The sequence below is a fragment of the Streptomyces sp. NPDC048331 genome (assembly GCF_043201215.1).
Classification (GTDB): domain Bacteria; phylum Actinomycetota; class Actinomycetes; order Streptomycetales; family Streptomycetaceae; genus Streptomyces.
In genome coordinates, this window is record NZ_JBICYT010000001.1 from 320,555 (window position 1) to 342,302 (window position 21,748).

General features: G+C 73.9%; 21 protein-coding genes. 8 read left to right on the forward strand and 13 right to left on the reverse strand.

Features of this window, described 5'->3' with window-relative positions; all coding sequences use genetic code 11:
• The first annotated feature begins 88 nt into the window (after nucleotides 1-88).
• The gene (locus tag ACGFYY_RS01430) at nucleotides 89-568 is read left to right on the forward strand and encodes a hypothetical protein (RefSeq protein WP_393706537.1); all 480 of its coding nucleotides are present in this window, start codon (nucleotides 89-91) and stop codon (nucleotides 566-568) included.
• A 26-nt stretch (nucleotides 569-594) separates the two neighbouring features.
• On the opposite strand, the gene fxsT is transcribed toward ACGFYY_RS01430, so the two are convergent.
• The 7 genes from fxsT to ACGFYY_RS01465 all read right to left on the reverse strand — a co-directional run bounded on the left by fxsT (nucleotide 595) and on the right by ACGFYY_RS01465 (nucleotide 13,484).
• Complete coding sequence (gene fxsT, locus ACGFYY_RS01435) at nucleotides 595-3,618, reverse strand: FxSxx-COOH system tetratricopeptide repeat protein (protein WP_393706538.1); 3,024 nt, start codon at nucleotides 3,616-3,618, stop codon at nucleotides 595-597.
• Between the two features lie 63 nt (nucleotides 3,619-3,681).
• Entirely contained in the window at nucleotides 3,682-4,938 is a 1,257-nt protein-coding gene (locus ACGFYY_RS01440) for an HEXXH motif domain-containing protein (protein ID WP_393706539.1), read from the reverse strand.
• Nucleotides 4,935-6,455 (reverse strand): FxsB family cyclophane-forming radical SAM/SPASM peptide maturase, encoded by a 1,521-nt coding sequence (locus ACGFYY_RS01445; protein WP_393706540.1) that lies wholly within the window; start codon nucleotides 6,453-6,455, stop codon nucleotides 4,935-4,937. Before ACGFYY_RS01445 ends, ACGFYY_RS01440 begins: the two co-directional genes overlap by 4 nt.
• A gap of 139 nt (nucleotides 6,456-6,594) precedes the next feature.
• A complete protein-coding gene (fxsA, locus tag ACGFYY_RS01450) occupies nucleotides 6,595-6,789 on the reverse strand; it encodes an FxSxx-COOH cyclophane-containing RiPP peptide (RefSeq protein ID WP_365272545.1) in 195 nt (64 codons plus the stop codon).
• A gap of 111 nt (nucleotides 6,790-6,900) precedes the next feature.
• On the reverse strand, nucleotides 6,901-10,140 hold the full coding sequence (locus ACGFYY_RS01455; protein ID WP_393706541.1) for an SAV_2336 N-terminal domain-related protein: 3,240 nt from the start codon (nucleotides 10,138-10,140) through the stop codon (nucleotides 6,901-6,903).
• A 6-nt stretch (nucleotides 10,141-10,146) separates the two neighbouring features.
• Nucleotides 10,147-11,199, reverse strand: coding sequence for an AAA family ATPase (locus ACGFYY_RS01460; protein ID WP_393706542.1), 1,053 nt, complete (start codon nucleotides 11,197-11,199; stop codon nucleotides 10,147-10,149).
• A 137-nt stretch (nucleotides 11,200-11,336) separates the two neighbouring features.
• Complete coding sequence (locus ACGFYY_RS01465; protein WP_393706543.1) at nucleotides 11,337-13,484, reverse strand: trypsin-like peptidase domain-containing protein; 2,148 nt, start codon at nucleotides 13,482-13,484, stop codon at nucleotides 11,337-11,339.
• Between the two features lie 105 nt (nucleotides 13,485-13,589).
• On the opposite strand from ACGFYY_RS01465, the gene ACGFYY_RS01470 reads away from it, so the two are divergent.
• Together ACGFYY_RS01470 and ACGFYY_RS01475 are read left to right on the forward strand one after the other, a co-directional pair.
• A complete protein-coding gene (locus ACGFYY_RS01470; protein ID WP_030009408.1) occupies nucleotides 13,590-13,778 on the forward strand; it encodes a DUF6104 family protein in 189 nt (62 codons plus the stop codon).
• Nucleotides 13,779-13,900: 122 nt separating this feature from the next.
• Nucleotides 13,901-14,269 (forward strand): hypothetical protein, encoded by a 369-nt coding sequence (locus ACGFYY_RS01475; RefSeq protein WP_393706544.1) that lies wholly within the window; start codon nucleotides 13,901-13,903, stop codon nucleotides 14,267-14,269.
• Nucleotides 14,270-14,274: 5 nt separating this feature from the next.
• Here the strand turns inward: ACGFYY_RS01475 and ACGFYY_RS01480 are convergent, their stop codons facing one another.
• Nucleotides 14,275-14,565 (reverse strand): hypothetical protein, encoded by a 291-nt coding sequence (locus ACGFYY_RS01480; RefSeq protein WP_393706545.1) that lies wholly within the window; start codon nucleotides 14,563-14,565, stop codon nucleotides 14,275-14,277.
• Nucleotides 14,562-15,047: a hypothetical protein gene (locus ACGFYY_RS01485; protein ID WP_393706546.1), complete on the reverse strand. Its 486-nt coding sequence runs from the start codon at nucleotides 15,045-15,047 to the stop codon at nucleotides 14,562-14,564. The genes ACGFYY_RS01480 and ACGFYY_RS01485 overlap by 4 nt, the downstream gene beginning before the upstream one ends.
• Before the next feature lie 116 nt (nucleotides 15,048-15,163).
• Between ACGFYY_RS01485 and ACGFYY_RS01490 the strand changes: the two genes are divergently transcribed.
• The 3 genes from ACGFYY_RS01490 to ACGFYY_RS01500 are packed head-to-tail and all read left to right on the forward strand — an operon-like array spanning nucleotide 15,164 to nucleotide 17,432.
• The gene (locus ACGFYY_RS01490) at nucleotides 15,164-16,267 is read left to right on the forward strand and encodes a helix-turn-helix domain-containing protein (RefSeq protein WP_393706547.1); all 1,104 of its coding nucleotides are present in this window, start codon (nucleotides 15,164-15,166) and stop codon (nucleotides 16,265-16,267) included.
• A 12-nt stretch (nucleotides 16,268-16,279) separates the two neighbouring features.
• Nucleotides 16,280-16,858 carry an HD family hydrolase gene (locus tag ACGFYY_RS01495; RefSeq protein ID WP_393706548.1) on the forward strand — a complete coding sequence of 193 codons (579 nt, stop codon included), beginning with the start codon at nucleotides 16,280-16,282 and terminating at the stop codon, nucleotides 16,856-16,858.
• 16 nt (nucleotides 16,859-16,874) lie between these two features.
• Nucleotides 16,875-17,432 (forward strand): flavoprotein, encoded by a 558-nt coding sequence (locus ACGFYY_RS01500; RefSeq protein WP_393706549.1) that lies wholly within the window; start codon nucleotides 16,875-16,877, stop codon nucleotides 17,430-17,432.
• 98 nt (nucleotides 17,433-17,530) lie between these two features.
• Here the strand turns inward: ACGFYY_RS01500 and sodN are convergent, their stop codons facing one another.
• Entirely contained in the window at nucleotides 17,531-17,926 is a 396-nt protein-coding gene (gene sodN, locus ACGFYY_RS01505; protein WP_030009413.1) for a superoxide dismutase, Ni, read from the reverse strand.
• Nucleotides 17,927-18,097: 171 nt separating this feature from the next.
• Between sodN and sodX the strand changes: the two genes are divergently transcribed.
• Nucleotides 18,098-18,520: a nickel-type superoxide dismutase maturation protease gene (gene sodX / locus ACGFYY_RS01510; RefSeq protein ID WP_365266618.1), complete on the forward strand. Its 423-nt coding sequence runs from the start codon at nucleotides 18,098-18,100 to the stop codon at nucleotides 18,518-18,520.
• Here sodX and ACGFYY_RS01515 read toward each other — a convergent pair.
• Nucleotides 18,424-19,053 carry an ABATE domain-containing protein gene (locus tag ACGFYY_RS01515; RefSeq protein ID WP_033218713.1) on the reverse strand — a complete coding sequence of 210 codons (630 nt, stop codon included), beginning with the start codon at nucleotides 19,051-19,053 and terminating at the stop codon, nucleotides 18,424-18,426. The two genes, sodX and ACGFYY_RS01515, sit on opposite strands and share 97 nt — an antisense overlap.
• An 82-nt stretch (nucleotides 19,054-19,135) precedes the next feature.
• Between ACGFYY_RS01515 and ACGFYY_RS01520 the strand changes: the two genes are divergently transcribed.
• Nucleotides 19,136-19,924 carry a class I SAM-dependent methyltransferase gene (locus ACGFYY_RS01520; protein WP_365266621.1) on the forward strand — a complete coding sequence of 263 codons (789 nt, stop codon included), beginning with the start codon at nucleotides 19,136-19,138 and terminating at the stop codon, nucleotides 19,922-19,924.
• A 104-nt stretch (nucleotides 19,925-20,028) separates the two neighbouring features.
• Here ACGFYY_RS01520 and ACGFYY_RS01525 read toward each other — a convergent pair whose 3' ends face one another.
• Nucleotides 20,029-20,793, reverse strand: coding sequence for an amino acid ABC transporter ATP-binding protein (locus ACGFYY_RS01525; RefSeq protein ID WP_030764406.1), 765 nt, complete (start codon nucleotides 20,791-20,793; stop codon nucleotides 20,029-20,031).
• Complete coding sequence (locus ACGFYY_RS01530) at nucleotides 20,793-21,734, reverse strand: amino acid ABC transporter permease (protein WP_030764408.1); 942 nt, start codon at nucleotides 21,732-21,734, stop codon at nucleotides 20,793-20,795. The genes ACGFYY_RS01525 and ACGFYY_RS01530 overlap by 1 nt, the downstream gene beginning before the upstream one ends.
• Between the last annotated feature and the right edge of the window lie 14 nt (nucleotides 21,735-21,748).

Below are 21,748 nucleotides of genomic sequence, written 5' to 3' on the forward strand. Positions count from 1 at the left end.
GATCGCGCGGCGACGGCCGCGGGGCCACGGACCGACAGAGATCCGGCGGCGCCCCTCGCCGCCGGACCCCCTCCCTGGAGGAGCCCCCATGTCCTACGACGTCCCCACCCCGACCCCCACCCGGCCCAAGCGGCGGATGGCCCGCTTCGTGATGCCCGTCGTCTCGGCCGCCTTCATCTGCGGAGCCGTCGCGCTGCCGGCATCGGCGGCGGTCGCCCATCCGCCGCAGTCGGCGGCCGGCGTCCGCTCCGACGTCTTCCCGAACCCCCACCAGGAGCCCCACGGCGGCGCCTACGGGCCGTACACCTGTCAGCCCGGCTACGTCTGGCGTGACAGCTTCGACGGGGACTCCCTCTGCGTCACGCCGGAGGTCCGCGACCGGGTCCACGCGCAGAACCCCCACCGCCAGCCCGGCGGCGGCGCCTACGGGCCGTCCACCTGCAAGCCCGGCTACGTATGGCGGGAGATGTTTGACGGCGACGTCAAGTGCGTCACGCCGGAGGAACGCGAACGGTTCAAGGACCAGGTGTTCGACAACGGCCCCAACCTCATCCCGGTGCCGGACTAGTGGGCCCCGGAGGCGTCACCGACCCGCTACGGCTGGGGCTCGAAGTCCCAGTACGGCCTCGTCTGTTGCTTCGCCGAGATCGTGTGGACGTGCTGCGCGCCCAGGGTGCGGGTGAGGCCCTTGATGCCCGCGTCCTCGTGTTTCGCCGCCTCCTCGTACTCCCGTACCGACCGGAGGTCCGCCGCCAGGGCGATCTGGGCGCTCAGCGACATCGGGTGGTCCGGGCCGAGGACCCGTTCGGCCGTGCGCAGTGTCTCGCGGCTCAGGTCGAGCGCGTCCTCCAGCCGGCCGGTGATGTTCCGGTGGCCGGTGGCGTTCAGGGCGCAGCCGAGCGTCCAGGGGTGCCGGTCGCCGAGCGCGCCGCGCATGCCCACCAGTGCTTGCTCGGCGAGGGAGAGCGCGGCCGTGCGTTCGCCCTGGGCCCGCAGGACGAGGCCGAGGTTGCCGACCGTGCCGATGCTGTACGGGTGGGCGAGGCCGAGTTGGGACTGGTAGCCGCGGACCACGTCCTCGGAGATCCGGCGGGCCTCGCCGACGTCCCCGTACTCCCTGAGATAGGTGGCGTAGTCGGAGGCGACCATCAGGGTCCACGGGTAGTCCGCCCCGAACACCCTGGTGGCCCGCTCCCACACGGTACGCAGCCGCAGGCCCGCGCCGGGGATGTCACCGGAGCGACGCAGGCACATCCCGAGGTTGTGCTCGGCACGCAGGGTCTGCGGGTGTTCGAGGCCCAGCACCTGGGTGTTGATCTTCACGCCTTGTTCCTGCCGGGTCTGGGCCTCGTGGTAGCGGCCCATCAGCCGCAGGCCCATGGCGCAGGCGATCCCGGAGGAGAGGGTGGAGATGTGGTGGGTCCGAAGGACCCGTTCGCGGCGGCGCAGGGTGTCCAGGTCGAGGTCGTAGGCGTCCTGGTAGCGGCCGAGCAGGCGGTAGGTGGCGGCCAGGTTGTTCTGGGCGGCGAGGGTGGTGGAGTCGTCCTCGCCGAGCAGTTCGCGGTAGGTGGCCAGGCAGTGCTCGAAGATCTCGCGGGCCGGTTCGAAGCGGGCGATGCACAGCAGGACCCCGCCGTACGAGCTGGTGGCGCGCAGGGTCTCCAGGTCGCGGTCGCCGCGTTCCCCGGCGAGCCGGTCGGCGCGGGCGCGGGTGAGGGTCTCGGCGCGCCGGAACAGGCCGAGGTTGCGCAGGGCTTCGCCGTACTGGTAGCTGAGCTCGCGGACCTTGGGGTGGTCCTCGCCGAGCAGCGCCCGCCAGATCAGGTCGGTCTCCTCGGAGAGCCGCAGACAGGTGCGGTACTCGCCGGACAGGATCAGGTAACGCAGGCAGTGCAGCAGGAAGTTCTGGATGCGCGGGTTGCTGCTGGTGAGCACCCCTGAGGTGGCCAGGTGCGGGATGAGTTCGGCGTACCGGGGCCACAGGCGGGAGTCGGAGGGCCGGCCGGGGTCGGCGGCGGCGAGGACCTGGCGTACGGCGCGCGCCAGCGGTTCGGCCTCCCCCTCGGAGAGGTCCTCGCGGACGATGCCGTGGACCATGCGGTGCAGCTGTACGGTCTCCAGTCCGCCGCCGCCCTCCTCCACGGCCAGGTCCGAGTACTCCAGCCGGACGACGGAGAACTGGACCAGCTTGTTGAGGGCGGCGTTCCACCGGATCTGGTCGTTGATCAGACCGGCGAGCTGTTCGGGCACGTCGTCGGCGGGGAATTCGCGCAGCAGGCGCAGCGGCACCGGGCCGGGGGCGAAGAAGACGAACAGCCGGAGCAGGGCCAGGGCGTCGGGGAAGTTCTCCCGGACGTTGTTGAGCAGTATGGCGAGGGCGGTGGGGAACGGCAGGGGGTAGTCCTCGGAGAGGGCCACGGCCTCGCGGGAGTCCATCCGGTGCTGGAGCAGGACGAGGTAGTCGCCGACCGGCAGCGGGGAGTCGGCGAGCCAGCCCGCCGTCTGGTCGAGGGCGAGCGGGTAGTCCTCCAGGGCCTCGGCGAGCTGGTCGGCCTCGTCGGCGGTCAGGCGCAGGGCCCGGCGGCGGATGAAGGTGATCGATTCGGGGCGGGCGTAGAGCGGGACCTCGACCAGGCTGGTGTGCCGGGCGGCCCATTCGCGGTTGCGGGAGGTGATGATGACGTCGCCCGCGCCGGAGGGCAGCAGGTCGATCAGGTCGTCCGGGTTGTCGCAGCCGTCGAAGACCATCAGCCAGCGGCCGTACGGGTTTCCGCGCCGCAGCGCTTCCAGGACGGCCCGGATCTGCTCCCCGTAGCTGCCCGCCCCGCGCGGCAGCCCGAGCGCGAGGGCCAGGTCGGCGAGGCGTTCGCGCAGGGTGGGCCGGTCCTCGGCCGGGACCCACCACACCACGTCGTACTCGGAGGCGAAGCGGTACGCGTACTCGGTGGCGACCTGGGTCTTGCCGACGCCGGAGAGCCCGAGGAGGGTGACGGTGGACGCGCCGGGCGGGGCTTCGACCAGCGCCTCGCGCAGGGTGCCGATGACGTCGTTGCGGCCGGTGAAGCGCGGGTTGCGGCGCGGGACGCGGCCCCAGATCTCCGGCGGGTCGTTGGGGAAGCGGGGGCCGCGGCGGCCGGTCTCGGTGCCGATCCGGTCGGTGGGCAGCTCCAGGCGGCGCAGCACGCGGTACTCGGCCTCGTACGCGTCCAGCCCCCATAGGTCGGTCTTCTCCAGCACGGCGACGGCGCTGGGCAGCGGGGCGTCGGTGAGGCAGACCGCCGCGAACCGCTCGGGATGGCGGTCGGTGACGGCGCGCAGGGCGGTGTTCCACTGCTCGTCGGTGTGGGTGCCGGCGGAGAAGTAGCGCTCGCTGAGGACCAGGAGGACCCGGCTGCCGGAGCGGGCCAGGTCGTCGAGGGCCTGGTCGATGCCGGGACTGTTCTGCGGGTCCCAGCGATGGAGGGCGACGCGGTGGCCGTGCTCCTCCAGGCGGTGCGCGATCCACACCGCCCAGGGGCGGTTGAATCCCGCGAAGCTGATGACGAATCGCTGCGGCTGGGGCGGCTGGGGCGGCTGCTGCGCCGCCGGTTCACGGTCCTGGCGACTACCGGTGGTCATCGGGCCGTCTCCCTGGAATCCGGGCGGTGGACGGGCTTGAAAGGTACCGCAGCGGACGGTCCGTCAGCCTTGTGCGAACGGGGCGAGTTCGGGGTGGGCCTCGCACCAGGCGCGGCGTTCGCGGTCGACGGCCCGGCGGGCCGCGGTGTGCTGGTCGCCGGGCGGCGGCAGGTCGTCCATGGCGCGTTCGGCCGCCCCCATCGCGTCGATGAACTCCCGTCCGGCGGTGGTCAGTAGCTCGTGCGCCCGCAGGGTGGGCAGGACGGCCGCCACCTGGGCGCGGATGCGGGCGTGCTGGGCCCAGGCGCCGCGGGCCCCGTAGAGGGCGGCGCGCTGCCAGTACCCGGCGAGGGCGAGGTGGGCGTAGGCGCCGTGCAGCAGGCCCTCCAGGGGGCGGGGGTCGCTGCGCCAGGGGGCCCAGTGGCGGGGCGTGTGGTCGGCGGTGTGCAGGGTCAGGACGTCGGTGAGGGCGGTCAGCTTGCCGTGCTGGACCTCGTGGACGAGGGTCGCGGCGAGCGCGGGCGGGGCCTGTGTGCGGGCCAGTACGGAGCCGGCTGCCGCGGGGAGGGTGGCGCCGTTGGAGCGGGAGCCGCCGGCCAGCGGTACGACGGAGCGCAGCAGTTGGACGGTCTCCTCCGCGCGGATGGTGTCGTAGCGCTGGAGCAGGGTGAGCGCGCCGGACCACTGGGTGTCCCACCGCTTGTGGCCCTTGGGGGTGAGCCGGCGGGCGGGGCGGATCGGGACGGGCTGCGCGGGGCCGGGTGCCCGGTAGGGGTCGAGGTCGTCGAGGGCGGTCCGGCCGCCGGGCAGGGCGTGCAGGGGCACGGTGGCGGGGTCGTCGGGGTCCCAGGAGCCTTCGGAGAGGGCGAGCGGGCCGGGGCGGTCGGGGCGCAGCAGGCCGAGGGTGGGCAGGACGAGCCGGCCGTGCAGGGGCCGCAGGGTGTGGCTGAAGGGGATACGGGCGCGCAGGGCGGCGGCGACGGCGAGGGCCCCGAGGTGTCCGAGGTCGGGCGGGGGGCCGCAGGGGGCGTGCAGCCGGCGCAGGGTCTCCTCGGCCCACACCCCGGTGGCGGGGTAGTGCAGTACGTCGCGCACGGCTCCCGGGTCGCGGCGCTCGGCCTCCTCCAGCAGGGCCCAGTGGTCGGCGGTCTCCCCGGAGCGGCCGCCGGGGGCGGCGTCGAGGACGGCGCGCAGCAGGAGCAGGCGTTTGGAGCGGCGTACGTCGCGGACCAGGCGGGTGCCCTCCATGGACGGTTCGGTGGAGGCGAGGGCGCGCAGGGTGGGAGAGGAGACGGTGAAGGCGGTGAGGGCGTCGGTCATGAGGCGACCGCCGGGGGGTGGGCGGCGGGGGCTTCGGCGGCGGGTCCGGCGGCCGGGGCGGCGGCTTCGGCGGCGGGTCGGGCGACCGGATCGGCGGCATCGGCGGCCGGGGCGGCGGCTTCGGCGACCGGATCGGCGACCCGATCGGCGGCTTCGGCGGCGGGTCGGGTGGTCCGGGCGGCCTGTTGCACGGCGGCGGCGATGTGCCGGATCAGCCGCTGCAGGTCGGCGCAGTACACGGACGGCCTGCGGAAGCCCTCGCCGGCGCGGTAGCGGTGCGGGTAGTGCCCCCCGCCGCACACCTCGACCAGCTCGCAGGCGCGGCACCAGCCGGCGAGCGCGTCCCGGCCGAGTTGGCGTGCGGCGAGTCCGGGGTGGTCGAGGAGCTGGTCGAAGCTGTGGGTGTCGAGGGCCATCCCGGTCGCGGCGGCCCCCTCGTACGCGGATTTCAGTGAGTCGGCCTGTTCGATGGAGCCGTCGGTCTCGATCACGGCGGTGGCGGCGGGCGTGAGCCCGAGGGTCTCGGTGGTGGTGGGCAGGCCGAGCAACAGGGCGATGATCTCCTCGAAGAGCCGGATCCGGGTGCGCCGTACGCCGTCGTGCCACCAGCGCTCGAAGACGGCGAGGAGCCAGTCCGCGTACGGGGTCCGGCCCGGGCGGTGGCCGGGGGGCGGGGTGCTCCAGTTCGCGAGCGGCAGGAGCAGCCCGACGCTGGGCGGGGCGAAGGCGAGCAGGGACTCGTAGGTCTCGATCGGGTCCTGGTCGAGATCGACGACGCAGAGCACCCCGGCGTAGCTCTGCGGATGGCGGGCCAGCAGCCGCAGGCCGCGGGCGGCGGAGGCGAAGCCGGGCCGTCCCGCGTGGTCCACCCGGCGGGTGTTGTGCGCGGGCAGCCCACCGTCGAGGCTCACGCCGACCCGGATCCCGGCGGCGGCCAGGGCGGTGAGGCGACCGCGGGTGAGCAGGGTGCCGTTGGTCTGGACGGTGGCGGTGACCCGGGTGGACGGGGCGGCCTCGGCCACGGCGGTGCGTACGGCGTCGACGGGCGCGGCCAGTCGGGCGGGCGCGGAGAGCAGGGGTTCGCCGCCGTGCAGGACGAGGTCGATCCGGGGCAGGTCGTGGGCGGCGGCGTGCTCGGCGATCCGCTGCGCGGCGCGGGCGACGGTGGCGGGGGTCATCGCGGGCGGCTGGTCGCGCCAGCCCTGGTCGGCCATCTCGTAGACGTAGCAGTAGGTGCAGGCGAGGTTGCAGCGGCTGCGGGTCTTGAGGACGAACTGGCGGATCGGGTGCGGCCGGTGGCCGGCGGCCCGCGCGGCGGCCACGTCGAGCCGGGTGTAGGGCCAGGGCGCGTGCAGGGCGTGGCGCAGCCGCTGGGCGGCGGCCGCGTCCGCGTGCGGGTCCGCGTGCGGGTCGGACCGCTCCGAGGATCCGGGGTGCGCGGTGGGGTCGGGGGGTGGGGTGGGGTCGGGACCGTCGGGTGCGGGCAGCGGGGTTCCGCTCGTGACCGCTCGCCGCATCACCGCACCTCCCTCCCCCGGCGACAACCCCCCGGGGACACCCCGGCGGACGGTGCATCCCTGCCCTGGGGACGGTCCCGGCTAACGGCGGAAAGTGGTCAACTCGGTTTCAAGGTAGGACGGATCAGGCATGGTGCGATCAGGCCACGCTGGAGTCGAAGGCGTTGAGGATCTCCGCGGGATGGGTCACCCGCTCGACCATGCCCTCGATCACCCCGGCCAGCACGGGATGGTCGATCCCGCGCAGCGCCGCCAGGTCCAGCCCGGAGAGATCCGGCAGCCGTCCCGGACATCCCGGGGCCGTCGCCTCCACTTCCTGCTGCTTCGTCACCATGTGCCGCCGGGCCCCCTGTCGCGTCGCACACCGGATGGTCCACTTCCTCTTCCCGTCCCCCGGTCCGTGGAAACAGCGGTCCCGGCCCGGGCCGCGCCCTCGGCGCGGGCGTCAGAGCGCGGCCTCCAGGGCCGCGATCCGGGCCCGGACCGCCTCCGAGCGCCCCGCGGCGCCCTCGTGGGTCCGCGTCCACAGCTCCAGCGCCGACCGGTAGGCGTCCAGGGCCGCGCGGGGCCGGGCCAGGCGTTCCAGCACGTCGCCGCGCAACTGCTGTACGCGGGCGGCCAGCTGGACGGCGGTGTCCGCGCGGTCCTCCACGTCGGCCTCCAGGGCGGCCCGCCAGGCCCGCCGGTAGGAGTCCGCCGCCCGGTCGAGGCGTTCCAGCGCCCGGGTGTGGCCGTGGATCTCCTGCTGGACGTCGCCGTGGTCCCGCCAGACGCGGGCCTGTTCCAGCGGGTCGCGGCTGTGCCGGACGGCCAGTTCCAGCAGGTACTCGGCCTCCCTCAGGTCCACCGGGTCGCCCTCGTACGTGTGCCGCAGCCGGAGCCCGGTGGCCAGCCGCAGCAGCCGGTGGGCCGCACCGGGGTCGGACTGCGCCACCGCGGCCCGGCTCTCGCGCAGCACGCGTACGGCGGCCCCGGTGAATCGCCGCCCGTCGGCGGCCCGGGCTCGGTCCAGGAGTACGTCGCCCCACTCGGGCAGGAGTTCCGCGAAGGCCTCCGCGTCGCGCGGGATCAGCCGCCGGGCCCGGCCGTACGCCTCGGCCGCGTCCTCCAGAGCCACCGGGTCGGCGTCCCGCGCGTACCGCTCCCGGTGCACGCGCGCCAGGCACACCAGGGCCGTCACCCGTAGCTCCGGGTCCCCGCCCACCTCCGCGAGGGCCGCCTCCAGTTGCCCGGCGGCCTCCTCCAGCCGGCCCGGGAGGTGGCGCAGCGCGTCGGCGAGCTCCACCCGGACCTGCACGGTGCCCGGGCCGGTGCGGACGGGGGCGCCGGGGCCGACGGGCGTGGCGGTCAGGGCCGCGGCCAGCCGGACCGCGGCCTGTTCGGCCAGGGCCGTGCGCTCGGCGGGATCCGGGGTGCGGGGCAGCAGGGCCAGCAGGACGCGGCCCAGGGCCAGGTGCAGTTCGGGGTACGGGGCCGGGATCCCGTCGCCGCCGTCGCCGGCTTCTCCCCCGGCGCCGGGGGCCGGGCCCGCCAGGGGTTCGAGGGCCGCCCGTGCCTCGCGGAGCGCGCCCGCCTCGTCCCGGAGGGTGCTGAGCCGGATCAGGGTCTCGGCCCGCCGCACCGCGCAGTCCCGCCGCAGTTCCGGGTCGGCGGCGGCGCCGGCCGCCGCGAACCGCATGTCCGCCGCCGCCAGCAGCTCCGCGTCCGGTCCGGCGGCCAGCGCCCGCTCGTACAGGACCCGGCCGAGCACCGCCCCCGCGCGCGCCGACCGCAGCCCGGTCACGGCCCGTTCCGCCTCGGCCAGCAGCTCCGGGTCCCGCTGGGCCGTCCACAGCCGCAGCAGGGCCCCCGCCAGCTCGGTCTCCGCCTCCTCCGGCGGATCGCCGGGCCCCGGCGGGGCCGTCACCGCCCGCCGGAGCACCGCCACGGCCTCGTACAGCGCCCGCGCGCCGCCGTCACCGTCGGCGTCGGCGTCCACGAGGCGGTCCCGGGCGGCGCGCACGGCCCCGGCCCGGGTGGGGATCGGGGCCGCGGCGGGTCTGCGTACGGCGGGGCCCTCCTCGGGCATCCCGGGCAGGTAGCGGCGTACGACTTTGGCCGAAACCTGCGCGAAGGCCTGCGGGAGCCGCCCCTCCGGAGCCCTCTCGTCCTCCTCGGGTCCGGGGTCGGCGACCGCCGGCGGGATCCCGGTCAGCTGGGAGACCGCGAGCGCGGGGAAGTTGCGTACGCCCCGGCCGAAGTGCGCCAGCACGTACTCCGAGCAGTGCTTGAGCACCAGCGCGGCATCGTCCCGCCCCAGCGGCCCCAGCAGCACGTCCTGCACCCCGGGGACGAACTCGTACCAGTGACCCGAGCCCGGCGCGCCGCGCCGCAGCAGCCCGCTCAGCAGCACCTCCGCCAGGTCGGAGGGCTCGGAGTCCGGCAGCATCGTGCGCTGCACCAGCCGCATCACGGGCAGTGTCAGCGGCGCCGCCGACAGGTACACGGCGAGCTGTACGGCCCGGGGCGCGGCCGAGGACCGGAACCGCGCCACCAGTTCGCGCGGCGGCCGCACGGCACGCGGTGGCGGCGGGGGCGCGGCCGGATGGTCGGCCCGTACCCGGCCCACCTCGGCCGGTACGGGCCCGGCGGTCAGCCCGGCCAGCAGCCGGGCCCAGGACCCGAGGGCGATCGCGCTGGGCGGCAGCACCGGCACCGTCAGCCCGCCCGTGGGCCGCCCGGGCAGCGGGGGGCGGTCCGGCCGGAACACGAGCCGCTGCCCGCCGCCCTCCGGCCGGGTGAGCGTGCCCCGCTCGGTGGGCAGCCAGCTGCGCCCCCACATCCGCTGCGGCAGCGGCTGGACGACCATGCACGGGGTGCACTCGGCCCACCGGTGCAGCAGCCGCTGCGCGGTGCCCTCGCGCCACAGCGGCCCGGCGCAGTCGGAGACCACCATGGTCAGGGCCCGGCCGGTCGGGTCCCGCAGCTGGTCCCCGGAGCGCAGGCCGGAGGCGCGTACGCAGCCGGGTGCGGGGCTGCGGCCGAGCGCGGCCGTGCCGTCGGCGAGACGGTGCAGGTAGTGCACCTGGACGTCCCGGAAGGCACCCAACCGCTCGCACACGGACCGTAGTTCCTCGAACATGTCCTGCCAGACGGCCATCGACGGGGAGGCGTCCATCACCAGCCGTACGGTCGCCTCGCGCCGGCTCGCCGGCCGAAGCACCGGGATGACCAGCCCGAGGGCGCGGGCGCTGGCCTCGGCGGTGGCCGCCTCGTCGATCACCAGCCGGGTGGGCGGGCCGGGCGGGCGGTGCCGCTGGAGGGCGCGCAGGGCCCGCTGGATGTCCAGGATGCGGGGCAACGCGGCGGCTCCGGGCACCCGTACGGGCACCCCGTACTCCTCGGGCGACTCCCCGGGCCGGTCCCCGTCGGGGCCGTCGGGCCGGGCCGCCCCGGGGGCGTAGAGCCCGACCGGGGCGTCGGCCTCCGCGTCGGGGCGTGCGGGCTCGGCGGGCTCCCCGGGCGGCTCCTCGGCCGCGGTCGGCGGGGCGCCCGGCCCCGGCCCGCCCGGGGCGGGCCGGCGGGGCCCGCCGATGTGCCCGGCCAGCCACAGGGCGTCGGCGAGTTCCCCGGCGGACGGGTCGAGCCCGGCGGCGCGCAGCAGCGCGGCCAGTTCACGGACGCCGGGCGCGCCGGCGGGGGCCACGGCCGATCACCTCGGACGGTCGAGGCGCTGGATGAGCAGGTCCGCGAGGTCCTCCCGGGTGGGCGGGGCGGCGTAGTGGGTCAGGTACACGGCGTTGAGCAGCTGGTCGGCGGCGACCAGCTCGGACTGGGAGCGGCTGAGGAACTCCCGGATGAGGTCGGCCCCGAGCCGGGCGGCCTCCTCGCCGAGGTGGGCCCGGACCATGGTGGCGAGCCGTTTCTCGCCGGGCTGGCCGAGCTTGAGCTGGATGCAGCGGCGCAGCAGGGCGGCGGGGAAGTCCCGTTCCCCGTTGCTGGTGAGGATGATGAACGGGAAAGCGCGGCAGCGGACGCGGCCGCCGCGGACGGTGACCTTGGTCCCGTCGTCGGTGAGCACCTGCACCTCGGGCTCGACGTCGGCCACCCGTTCCAGCTCGGGGAGGGCGAACTCCCCTTCCTCCAGCACGTTCAGCAGGTCGTTGGGGAGGTCGATGTCGCTCTTGTCGAGCTCGTCGATGAGCAGGACGCGGGGTCGGGCGGTCGGCAGCAGAGCGGTGCCGAGCGGCCCGAGCCGGATGTACTTCCCGATGCCGGGGACCCCGGAGTCGGTGGCGGCGGCGGGGCCGCCGGAGGCAGCGGCGCCGCTGCCGGTGCCGCTGCTCGCCGCGATCTGTACGTCCTGCAGCCGGGCCAGGGCGTCGTAGCGGTAGAGGCCGTCCTGGAGCACGGTTCGGGAGACGACCGGCCAGCGCAGCACCCGCCCCAGTTTCAGCTCGTGGGCGACGGCGTGCGCGAGGGTGGACTTCCCGGTGCCGGGGAAGCCGGTCACGAGCAGCGGCCGGCGCAGGTACAGGGCCGCGTTGATGGCCTCCAGCTCCTCCGGTTCCGGCCGGTGCAGCTCGGCGGCCTGCCGGTGCGCCCCGAGCCGCCGGGCCACGTTGCCGTCGGCGACCCGGGCCGGGCCGTCCGGTTCGGCCACGGGGCCGCCGTCGAAGTCCCGCCAGGGCGGCGGGTCGGGCAGGGCGTCGATGCCGTCGTGGGGTTCGCCCACCCCGCGGTAAATGAGCCACTCGTCGTTCATGGTGCTCCTGCTCCCTCCCTCGCGTCGTCCGCCCCGGCCCCGTCACAGGTCACGTCATGGGTCGTGTCATGGGTCGTGTCATGGGTCGTGCCATGGATCCCGTCACAGGTCGCTTCATGGGGGGCGTCCCGGTCGCCTCACAGGTCGCCCTGGAGCGGCTCCTCGTCCGGCAGCGGCCGCGCCGGGTCCTCCCACACGAGTCCCGTCCCGGCCGCCCAATAGGCGTCGGGATCCGCCCCGTACGCCCGCCCGCGAAGATCCTGCAGGCGCTCCGGGAGCACCTCCGCCCGTCCGGCGTCGGCCAGTTCCTCCCGTAGCCCGCGGTGGAAGGGCGCGCAGGAGGCTCCCGGGTCCGGGGGCGGCCGCCGGGTCACCACCACCCCGTACCCGGCGTCCCGTACCGCGTGCAGCGACCCGAGCGTGGGCTCCTGTTCGGCGGCCCGGCAGTGCACCGGCACGGTGTTGTCGGGGAGTCCGCTCAGCCACTCGGTGGCGGGGGTGCGGGGGCGGCCCCGGACGCAGTCGGCCCGTTCGTCCTGCAGCGGTCCCGCCTGGACCCTCGCCCAGCGGGCGGACGCGTCGGTGCCCTCGCGGTCGGCGGGGTGCTCCCGCGCACCGCCGAGGTTCGGCGCCGTGCCCGGGTTCGCCCCGGCCGGGTGACGGAGCACCACCGGCCGCTGCACGCCGAGCGGTACGCCGCCCACCACCACCCATTCGTCCACCGCCAGCCCGAACAGCGCGGGGGCCACGGCCACTTCGAGGAGGGCCGCCGTCTCGTGGGTGTCGCACCGCCGGAAGCCCTCGGCGAGCGGGGTCCGTAACGCCTCCGGCAGACCGGCCAGGGTGGCCCGTACGCCCGAGTCCACCGGCGTCAGTCGGCCGGCGTGCGCGGGGCCGGCCAGCACCGACACCCGCCAGTCGTAGACGTCCTCCCAGCCGTGCGCCCACACCTCCAGCAGCACCGAGGCCCCGGTCGGCAGCCCGCCGGAGCGCCTCGCCGGGCCGTGCACCGCCCGCCCGGCCGAGGCCCGACGGCGCCGTTCCCGCTCGGCGAGGCCCCGTTCGTGGCGCTCGCCGAGTTCGCGCCGCAGCGGCCGCCACAGCCGCTCGGCGGTGGCCCGTACCCAGTCCCACAGCTCCTCGTCCGCGCCCGGTGTGGCCGGCTCGCGGTACTCGGCCACGCTCACGTCCGTCGCGTACCGGAGCATCGCCGCGGCCTCCGCCGTCCCGCCGGGCGGGTCGTGCAGCAGCCCCAGTCCGTCGCGCCAGCTCAGCGGGGCCGGTGGCAGCGGGTCCGGCTCCTCGCCGCGTGCCTCCTCGACCAGGGCGCGTACGACCTCGGAGGAGCCCGGCGGGGGCAGCTCGGCCAGCAGACCGCACAGGGTGGTGCGCTCGCCGGGGGTGAGCCGGCCCCGGCCGGCGTACGGGTCGCCCTCCTCCGGCGGGAGTTCGCCGTGCACGTCCGTCCAGGTCCGCCGGTTGTCGAGGTCGCTGAGGTGCTGGTCGTAGTGGTACAGGTCGTGGGCCTGCATGATCCGGCGGTAGAGCCCCGACCTGCCCGGCCCCCGTGCGGCCATCGGCAGGGTGCGCAGTTGCACGACGGAGACGGCGAGGCCGCCACCGCCCGTCAGGCGCCGGGCCTTGAGCACGCCGACGACCTCGCCGCGGGCGAGGTCCACCACGGGCCCGCCGGACATGCCGGGCTCGATCTCGTCGTCGTCGCCGAGCCGGATGGCCGCGCCGTTCCCGGCGGTGCCGCGCAGGCGGGTGGTGCGGCCGGTGATCTCGGGGGTGCCGAGGTCCTCGGTGCAGCCGAAGTAGGCGACCTCGTCGAAGCGGGGTCGGGAGCGGTCGGTCAGCCATACGCAGGCGTGCGAGACGGGAGCCAGGACCCTGACCAGCGCCAGGTCGGGCAGGTCCCACAGGGCGTGCCGGCCGGGCCGCCGTTCCTCCAGCCGTTCGGGCAGTACGCACTCCACGCGCCCGGTGACCGTGCCGGTGGTGCTCCCGGCGGAAAAGGTGATGCCGACCTCGCGTCCCGTCAGACGCACCGCAGCACCCCCTTCGCCGACCACGTGCGCGCACGTCAGGACCCAGCCGGGGGCGATGAAGAAGCCGCTCCCCCACGTGGGACCGGTCCGATGACTGCGAGGGGTCTCATACCCGCCCGGCGGGGCGTGAACGCGTACGGTCGCCGCCTGGACGAGGGGCTCCAGAAGCTCGAAGGCGCGCGCGGACCCTGTCGTGCGCCCGTCCGTCATCCGCACCCCCCGCTCGTTGGGCATCCAGGCTAGACCCGGGGGCGGCGCGTGCGGGAGGTGTCGCCGATAGGCGGATTATCCTGGCGGGAAACACCCCCTGCACACCCCCATCACGGCACGGAGCCCGACTTGTACTTCACCGATCGCGGCATCGAGGAGCTGGAGAAGCGGCGCGGCGAGGAGGAGGTCACCTTCGAGTGGCTCGCCGAGCAGCTGCGCACCTTCGTCGACCTGAACCCGGACTTCGAGGTCCCGGTGGAACGCCTGGCCACTTGGCTGGCCCGGCTGGACGACGACGAGGACGCGGACGACGAGTGATCCTCCGGGGTCCGGTCGCCGGCCTTCGGGCCCGGCCCGGACCCCCGCTCGTACTGGCCGGTTCTGTCCGCCGGAACCGAATTCCACGGGCTCCCGCGCCGTCGCCGGGCATCATGGGCCCGGTGAAGGACCTCCCTCCCGGCCTGCCGCCGGCCGACTCGCGCAAGTGGCACAACCGCCGATGGTGGGACCGGCTGGGCTACCTGCGCGTGCGCTCCTTGGCGAACCCGCACTGGTCCCGGGACATGCCGTGGCTGATCACGTGGTTGCGACGCGAACGCTCGATCGCCCTCCCCGCGGACCACGACCTGTACGACAAGGCGATCGCCGCGGCCCGGACCTACGCCCGCACCCCCCGCCGGTCACCGGAGGCCGAACACGCCTGGGACCGAGTCCTGGACCCCGTGGACGAGCTGCTGACGAGACACCGGACCCGACACCTCGCCGCGACCCACGAAGCTCGGACCGGGCGGTCCGACACAGGATCCTGACCGGCTCAGAGGCGGCCGACGACGGCGTCGAGCATGGCGCGGGCGGAGACGAGAAGCGGCGCCGCCTCGCGGATCCGGGCGATCAGGCCCTCCTCCGTGCGAGTGGGCTGCCAGCAGCTCGTCGGGTCGTGATGGACGCTCCACCCGTAGCGGCAGGACCGGCAGTCGGCCATGGGACCGCCGTACTCGATCGTGATCGGGGCCGGCAGTCCGCATCCGGCGCGGAGCACGTGCGCCCGCGCGCACTCCCCGCCGGGGTGCGCGTGCGCCTCCTCGACCTCCGGGCCGCCCGTCACCTCTCCACCACCTCGGCGAGCCGTGCCGCGCCTACCCGTACGAGCAGCCGCACGGCGGCGACCCGGCAGAAGTAGGACCCCGGGCCGGGGGCCGATGCCCAGTAGAGAGGCCGGCCGGGGACGACCCGGTCCCGGCCGATGTCGGGCACCCCGAGGTGGGTGCCGTGGCCGAGGCACTCGACGGCGCTCCGGGGCCGCCGGCGCCAGCCCTCCGCCGTACCCGGCTCGACGAGCGCGTAGCGGTTGCGGCCGCGCGAGTCGTGGATCACGGGCCCCTCCAGGGCCAGGGTGAGCGAGAGGTCCACGACACGATCCTCGGAGCTCTCGACGGCCGCGTGCGCGAGCGCGTCGGGGATCCGTACGGCTTCGAACCGGGCGCCGAGCGGCAGTACGGCGACCCCGTGCTCCCGCCACGCGGTGTGCGCCGCCGCGGGATCGGGCAGACAGCGCGCGTACCAGTCGGCCGTCTTCTTCCAGGACACGGCGGCTCCTTACGGTCCTCAGCGGGTGATGGGACGAGCGTAGGAATCGGAAACCGCCACACGAAGTGACCCCCGGTACGGGTACTTTGGTGACATTTCGCAGGCGGGAGAGTGTCGTGGGCGCACCGGTGGATCCCACCCCGACCCCCGGTCAGGGGAGCCGGCAACGCGGTCGCGGCGGCGTGGTGTCCGGCTACGTCTTTCGGTTGGTCCGGGAGCATCTGGGTCACACGCAAGAGTCCCTGTCCGAGGCATTCAGGGTCTCCGTGGACACGGTGGCGGGCTGGGAGTCGGGGCGACGGCCGCTGACCTCGTTGGCGGTGGGGCAGATGCCGGCGCATCGCCACCGGCTCATGCGCATGGGTGCGAGCACCGCACTGCTCCTCGCCCTGGAGAAGGCACTGGAGGCAGATCTCCTCCTGGCGCACGTACTCACCGACGACGGGCCCACGGGTGACAGCCCCCTGGGTACGTGGGTCCTGCAACGCGATCTTGTCGAGGTGCTGGTCTGGCCCTTGAACGGGGTGGCCCCCGAGCCGATGCGCGCCCACGTGGCCGCCGGCAGGCCACGCCGCGGCCCCAGCACCGACGGACCGACGCTGTCGGCCGACGACCGGCGACGGTTCTTCCAACGCATCCGCCGAACCGCGGACGAAGCCCGATCCGGCGAGTTCCTGCTCCGCCGCCAGGCTCTCTACCTGGCAGGTTACGACGACGCCCCGGACACCGCCGCCTGGCTCGCGCAGCAACGGGCGGAGCGTCCGCAGGACTGGCTCACCCGCTGGCCGGCGGCGCGCTCCGTGGCGGCCGTCGCCGCCCGCCAGGGCGACCGAGATCGCATGCGGCACTTCATCTCCACCACGCTGGACGAAGAGGCGGGCGAGGCGGCGAATCTGAACTACTGGGCCTACTGGCTCGGTGAGAGCCCTCACCTCCAGCTCTCCGACGACTTCATCGCCACACCCGGGCTCGGGACATGGCACGGCCACAGAGTGGTCCAGCACCTCGTGAAAGGCCTCGCGCCCGAGCACGGCTTCCTCGATCTGAATATTCACACCCTGTGGGCCCTGCTCGCCGCACGCCCCACCCTGCTGCGCTCCACCGCCGGGCGGACCCTCCAGGACCGGTTACCCGTGTTGTTGGATGGCACCGGGCTCTCACCGCGCGCGCGTCGGGAGCTGGAAGGCATTCGGTACGCGATCCGCCTCGCCGAGGCATGAAGGAGAGACACAGTGGCTGACGACCTGTCCGCGGTGGCCGGCTTCCTCTACGAGGCGGGGACGCTCAAGCACACGCGCCGCACGGGCTGGTGGATGGCCGGCGTCAACGACCCGGAGAGCGTCGCCGAACACTCCTGGCGTACGGCGCTCATCGCGTCCATCATCGCGAAACTGGAAGGCGCCGACCCCGCGCGGGCAGCCTTCCTCGCCGTGTGGCACGACACCCAGGAGACCCGCACGGGGGACGTCAACCACCTCGGCAAGAAGTACGCGACGAGCGCCGACCCGGTGGCCGTCACGGCCGATCAGACCCTCGGCATGCCGGAGCGGCTGGCATCGGCGATTCACGAACTCGTCGCCGAGTACGAGGCCAAGGATTCGCCGGAGGCCGTCTGCGCACGCGACGCCGACAAGTTGGAGTGCATGCTCCAGGGCATCGAGTACAAGGCCCAGGGGCACGCCCATGCCCAGCGGTGGATCGACAACAGCAGGGCCCGCCTCATCACGGAGACCGGGCAGCGGCTGGCCGACGAGCTGCTGGGCCAGGACCCGCTCGACTGGCTGCGCACCGTCCTCGGCGAGAAGCACTGACGGCGGGCCAGGAGCCATGACGCGCACCTTGTACCTCTTCGGGTCGGCCGCTCCGCCCGTGTTCGACATCGCCCGCGTGATCGAGGACGCGCAGTCTCGGGGGTGGGACGTGTGCCTCGGCCTGACGCCGACGGCCGCCGACTGGCTCACGGAAGGGCTCGACGGCCTGGCCGCGCTCACCGGACACCCGGTCCGCAGCAGCTACAAGCGGCCGGGAGAGCCGGACGTATGGCCCACGGCCGACGCGATCCTCGTTGCCCCGGCCACGTTCAACACGATCAACGGTTGGGCCCTAGGACTCACGGACCGGTTCGTCGTCGGCGTGGTCGCCGAAGCCATCGGCAAAGGTATCCCGCTGGCCGTCATGCCGTGCGTGAACGCCGCCTACGTCCAGCACCCGCAGTTCGAGCAGAGCATCGCGACGCTGCGTAACGCCGGCGTGCGGGTGCTCTACGGTGAGGGCGGCTTCGTGCCCAACCTGCCGGGGCAGGGGCGCGCGGCAGCGTACCCGTGGGATGTGGCGCTGGACGCCGTCGACGGACTGGGGCGGCCCGGTCGGCAGGACGCCCCGTAGGGGCCGCGAACGACACCGGCCCGGCCGCTCGGAGCGGTCGGGCCGGTGTCGTGTGCGCCGCGGAAGGCGGCGCGGGAAGAGCCTCGGGGCGCCCAGGGTCAGGCGGCCTTGGTCTCCCAGAAGATGCGGTCGATCTCGGCGATGAGCTCGAGAGCCTTCGCGCCGGTCGCCGGGTCGTTCGACGCCTTGGCGGCCGACAGGGCCTTCAGGGTGTCGTTGACCAGGGTGTGGAGCTGCGGGTACTTCTCGAAGTGCGGGGGCTTGAAGTAGTCGCTCCACAGCACCGAGACGTGGTGCTTGGCGAGCTCGGCGCGCTGCTCCTTGATGGTGATGGCGCGCGCGCGGAAGTCGGCGTCTTCGTTGGCCTGGTACTTCTCCTGCACGGCCTTGACGGACTCGGCCTCGATGCGGGCCTGGGCAGGGTCGTACACGCCGCACGGAAGATCGCAGTGGGCGGAGACCTTCGCCTTGGGGGCGAAGAGGCGGGAAAGCATGGAGTTTGTCCTCCTCGTGATCGTCTTCTCAAGGGGGAGATTACTCGCTGAAGAACCGGATTTCGCGGGCGCCCCCATGGGCTTAGGACAAAAGTCCAGGGGCTCGGCCGGACCGGTGAGCGAATGTACGGACCCGTGGGGCAGCATGCGGGGGTGACGAGGAGGACACGCATGGTGGAGAACGGGCGCCCGCGCAAGCGGTTCGAGGTGGTGGAGGTGTCGGGGCCCTCGATGGTGCCCACGCTGCTGAACGGGGACCGGCTCGTGGTCCGGTACGGGGCCACCGTACGGCCGGGCGACGTGGTGGTGCTGCGGCATCCGCTCCAGCAGGACCTGCTGGTGGTCAAGCGCGCGGTGGAGCGGCGGCCGGGCGGCGGCTGGTGGGTGCTCGGCGACAACCCGTACAACGAGACCGGCGACAGCACCGACTTCGGGCCGGTGCCCGCCGAGCTGGTGCTGGCGACGGCGGTGCTGCGGTTCCGGCCGCGCGAGGAGGATCAGCGTTCGCTGAGGGCCCGGCTGTCCTGGGCGGCCTCGGCGCTGCGCCCGCTGTGGGCGGACGCCTCGGCCTCCAGTCGCTTGCGGGCCCGGTAGGCGGCCACGTTCGCCCGGGTGGCGCAGCGGTCGGAGCAGTAGCGCCGGGAGCGGTTGGTGGAGGTGTCGAGGTAGGCGTTGCGGCAGGGCGCGGCCTGGCACAGGCCGAGGCGGTCGGGGCCGTGCTCGGTGAGGGCGAAGGCCAGGCCCATGGCGGCCATGGCGGCGTAGCCCGCGGAGGCGTTCGAGGGGTGTTCGGCGAGGTGGATGTGCCAGTCGGGGCGGCCGTCGTCGGCGAGGGTCTCGTGGCCGGACACCTGGGGGCTGACGGGGAACTCCATGAGCAGCGAGTTCAGCAGGTCGACGGCGAGGACCTCGTCGCCGCCGTCGGCGGCCTCGAAGACGGAGCGCAGCCGGCCGCGGACGTTGCGGAAGCGGGTGACGTCACCGTCGGTGACGCGGCGCGCCATCTGCTGACTGGCGCCGAACAGGGCGCGGACAGCGTCCACCGAGGTGAGCGAGTCCTTGTTGCGGGCCGGCTCCTCGGTGTTGACCAGGCGCACGGCGAAGTCCGAGTAATGGGCCAGTTCCACTTGTAGTCCTTACGGCTGCGGATTAGTGTCTCCGGTAACGGCTGAGACGTATTCGAGGGTATTACGTGCGGAGGGGTTCGGGATGACGGATGCGGCGGGTACGACGGACACGACCGAAGCGACGGGCACGACCGACTGGCAGGCCTGGCAGGACAGCTGGGACCGGCAGCAGGAGTGGTACATGCCCGACCGCGAGGAGCGGTTCCGCGTGATGCTGGACATGGTCGAGGCACTGGTGGGACCCGCCCCCCGGGTGCTGGATCTCGCATGCGGTACGGGAAGTATCACGGACCGCGTCCTCAAGCGGTTCCCGGAAGCCACCAGTACGGGCGTCGATCTCGACCCAGCCTTGTTGACCATCGCCGAGGGGCACTTCGCCGGGGACGCGCGCGTCACGTTCGTGACCGCCGACCTCAAGGACCCGAACTGGCGCTCCGCCCTCCCCCGCACCACCTACGACGCGATCCTGACGGCCACCGCCCTGCACTGGCTGCCGAGCGAGGAGCTGGCCGTCCTGTACGGGCAGCTCGCCCCGCTCCTTGCCCCGGGCGGGGTGTTCATGAACGCCGACCACATGCCCGACCCGGCCACCCCGCGCATCGACGCCGCCGAGCACGCCCACCGGCACGCCGGCATGGACCGGGCCAGGACGGCCGGGGCGGTGGACTGGCGCGAGTGGTGGGCGCTGGCGGGCGCCGAGCCGGCGCTGGCCGAACAGGTGAAGCGACGCTTCGAGATCTACGGGGAGCACGCGGACGGCGACACCCCTTCCGAGGCCTGGCACACCGAGACCCTGCGCGCCGCGGGCTTCGCGGAGGCCCGTACGGTCTGGCGCTCCCCCTCGGACGCCCTGGTCCTAGGTCTGAAGTAGGAAATCCGGGTTCGCTTCCCGGGGCCACGACCGGGGGCTCGCGGGACACGACAGAGGGGCGGTACGGGGATCCGTACCGCCCCTCGTCCGTCCGCGGGTGCGGACTACAGCACCTTGGAGAGGAAGGCCTTCGTGCGGTCGTGCTGGGGGTTGCCCAGGACCTCGCGGGGGTGGCCCGACTCGACGACGACGCCACCGTCCATGAAGACGAGGTTGTCGCCGACCTCGCGGGCGAAGCCCATCTCGTGCGTGACCACGATCATGGTCATGCCCGATTCGGCGAGGTCCCGCATGACGTCGAGGACGTCACCGACCAGCTCCGGGTCGAGCGCCGAGGTGGGCTCGTCGAAGAGCATCAGCTTCGGCTCCATGGCGAGCGCGCGGGCGATGGCCACGCGCTGCTGCTGGCCGCCGGAGAGCTGGGTGGGGTAGTTCCCGCCCTTGTCGCCGAGGCCCACCCGGTCCAGGAGCTTGACGGCGCGCTCGCGCGCCACCGCCTTGGACTCGCCCTTGACCATGACCGGGGCTTCCATCACGTTCTCGATGGCCGTCATGTGCGGGAAGAGGTTGAAGCGCTGGAAGACCATGCCGATGTCCCGGCGCTGGGCCGCGACCTCGCTGTCCTTCAGCTCGTAGAGCTTGTCGCCCTTCTGGCGGTAGCCGACGAGCTGCCCGTCGACGTACAGCCGTCCCGCGTTGACCTGCTCCAGGTGGTTGATGCACCGCAGGAAGGTCGACTTGCCGGAGCCGGACGGGCCGACCAGACAGAAGACCTCACGCGGGGCGACCTCCAGGTCGATGCCCTTGAGGATGTGCGCCGCACCGTAGGACTTGTGGACGCCCTCGGCCTTCACCATGGCAGTCGTCATCAGGCCACCGCCTTGCGGTTCGAGAAGCTGGACAGTTTCGCCTTGATCTTCTGCAGCGGTGTCGGCGGCAGCGAGCGGAGCGCGCCACGGGCGTAGCGGCGCTCCAGGTAGTACTGGCCGACGCTGAACACGCTGGTCAGGGCGAGGTACCAGATCGACGCGACGAAGAACATCTCCATCACCGCGAACGAGGTCGAGGCGATGTCCTGCGCGGCACGCAGCAGGTCGAAGTACTGCACGGCGACCACGAGCGACGAGGTCTTGAGCATGTTGATGAACTCGTTGCCCGACGGCGGCACGATCACCCGCATGGCCTGCGGCAGCACGACGCGACGCATCGTCTGGGTGCGGGTCATGCCGAGCGCGTGCGAGGCCTCGGTCTGGCCCTCGTCGACCGACTGGATGCCGGCGCGGACGATCTCCGCCATGTACGCGCCCTCGTTCAGGCCGAGACCCAGCAGGGCGGCCAGGAAGGGCGTCATGACCTGGGTCATCTCGTCCTTGTAGAACCCGAGGTTCAGGATCGGGAAGATCAGGGCGAGGTTGAACCAGATCAGCAGCTGCACGTACACCGGGGTGCCGCGGAACAGCCAGATGTAGAACCAGGCGATGGTGCTGGTCACCGGGTTCTTCGAGAGCCGCATGACGGCGAAGAGGATACCGAGGACCAGGCCCAGGGCCATCGAGGTGATGCTGATCCAGACCGTGTTGACGACACCGCGGAGGATCGTCGGGTCGAACAGCTTCTCCGGCACGGTGGCCCAGCGCACGTTGCCCTGCGAGAAGGCGACGACGAGAGCCACGACCAGGCCGATGACGACCACGGCGCTGATCCAGCGACCGTAGTGGCGGACCGGGATGGCGCGGATGGCCTCGGGGGGGACGGCCCCGGCCGGCGGGGTGTCCGCCGGGCCCGGGACCTTGTCGAGCTTGTCAGTCACAGTGACTGCCCTTC

Coding starts and splice junctions, on each gene's coding strand:
- sodX (WP_365266618.1), top strand. CDS start 18,098: ATGGTGGAGAACGGGCGCCCGCGCAAGCGGTTCGAGGTGGTGGAGGTG.
- sodN (WP_030009413.1), bottom strand. CDS start 17,926: ATGCTTTCCCGCCTCTTCGCCCCCAAGGCGAAGGTCTCCGCCCACTGC.
- fxsT (WP_393706538.1), bottom strand. CDS start 3,618: ATGACCACCGGTAGTCGCCAGGACCGTGAACCGGCGGCGCAGCAGCCG.
- ACGFYY_RS01430 (WP_393706537.1), top strand. CDS start 89: ATGTCCTACGACGTCCCCACCCCGACCCCCACCCGGCCCAAGCGGCGG.
- ACGFYY_RS01500 (WP_393706549.1), top strand. CDS start 16,875: ATGACGCGCACCTTGTACCTCTTCGGGTCGGCCGCTCCGCCCGTGTTC.
- ACGFYY_RS01525 (WP_030764406.1), bottom strand. CDS start 20,793: ATGACGACTGCCATGGTGAAGGCCGAGGGCGTCCACAAGTCCTACGGT.
- ACGFYY_RS01445 (WP_393706540.1), bottom strand. CDS start 6,455: ATGCGGCGAGCGGTCACGAGCGGAACCCCGCTGCCCGCACCCGACGGT.
- ACGFYY_RS01440 (WP_393706539.1), bottom strand. CDS start 4,938: ATGACCGACGCCCTCACCGCCTTCACCGTCTCCTCTCCCACCCTGCGC.
- ACGFYY_RS01460 (WP_393706542.1), bottom strand. CDS start 11,199: ATGAACGACGAGTGGCTCATTTACCGCGGGGTGGGCGAACCCCACGAC.
- ACGFYY_RS01520 (WP_365266621.1), top strand. CDS start 19,136: ATGACGGATGCGGCGGGTACGACGGACACGACCGAAGCGACGGGCACG.
- ACGFYY_RS01465 (WP_393706543.1), bottom strand. CDS start 13,484: ATGCCCAACGAGCGGGGGGTGCGGATGACGGACGGGCGCACGACAGGG.
- fxsA (WP_365272545.1), bottom strand. CDS start 6,789: ATGGTGACGAAGCAGCAGGAAGTGGAGGCGACGGCCCCGGGATGTCCG.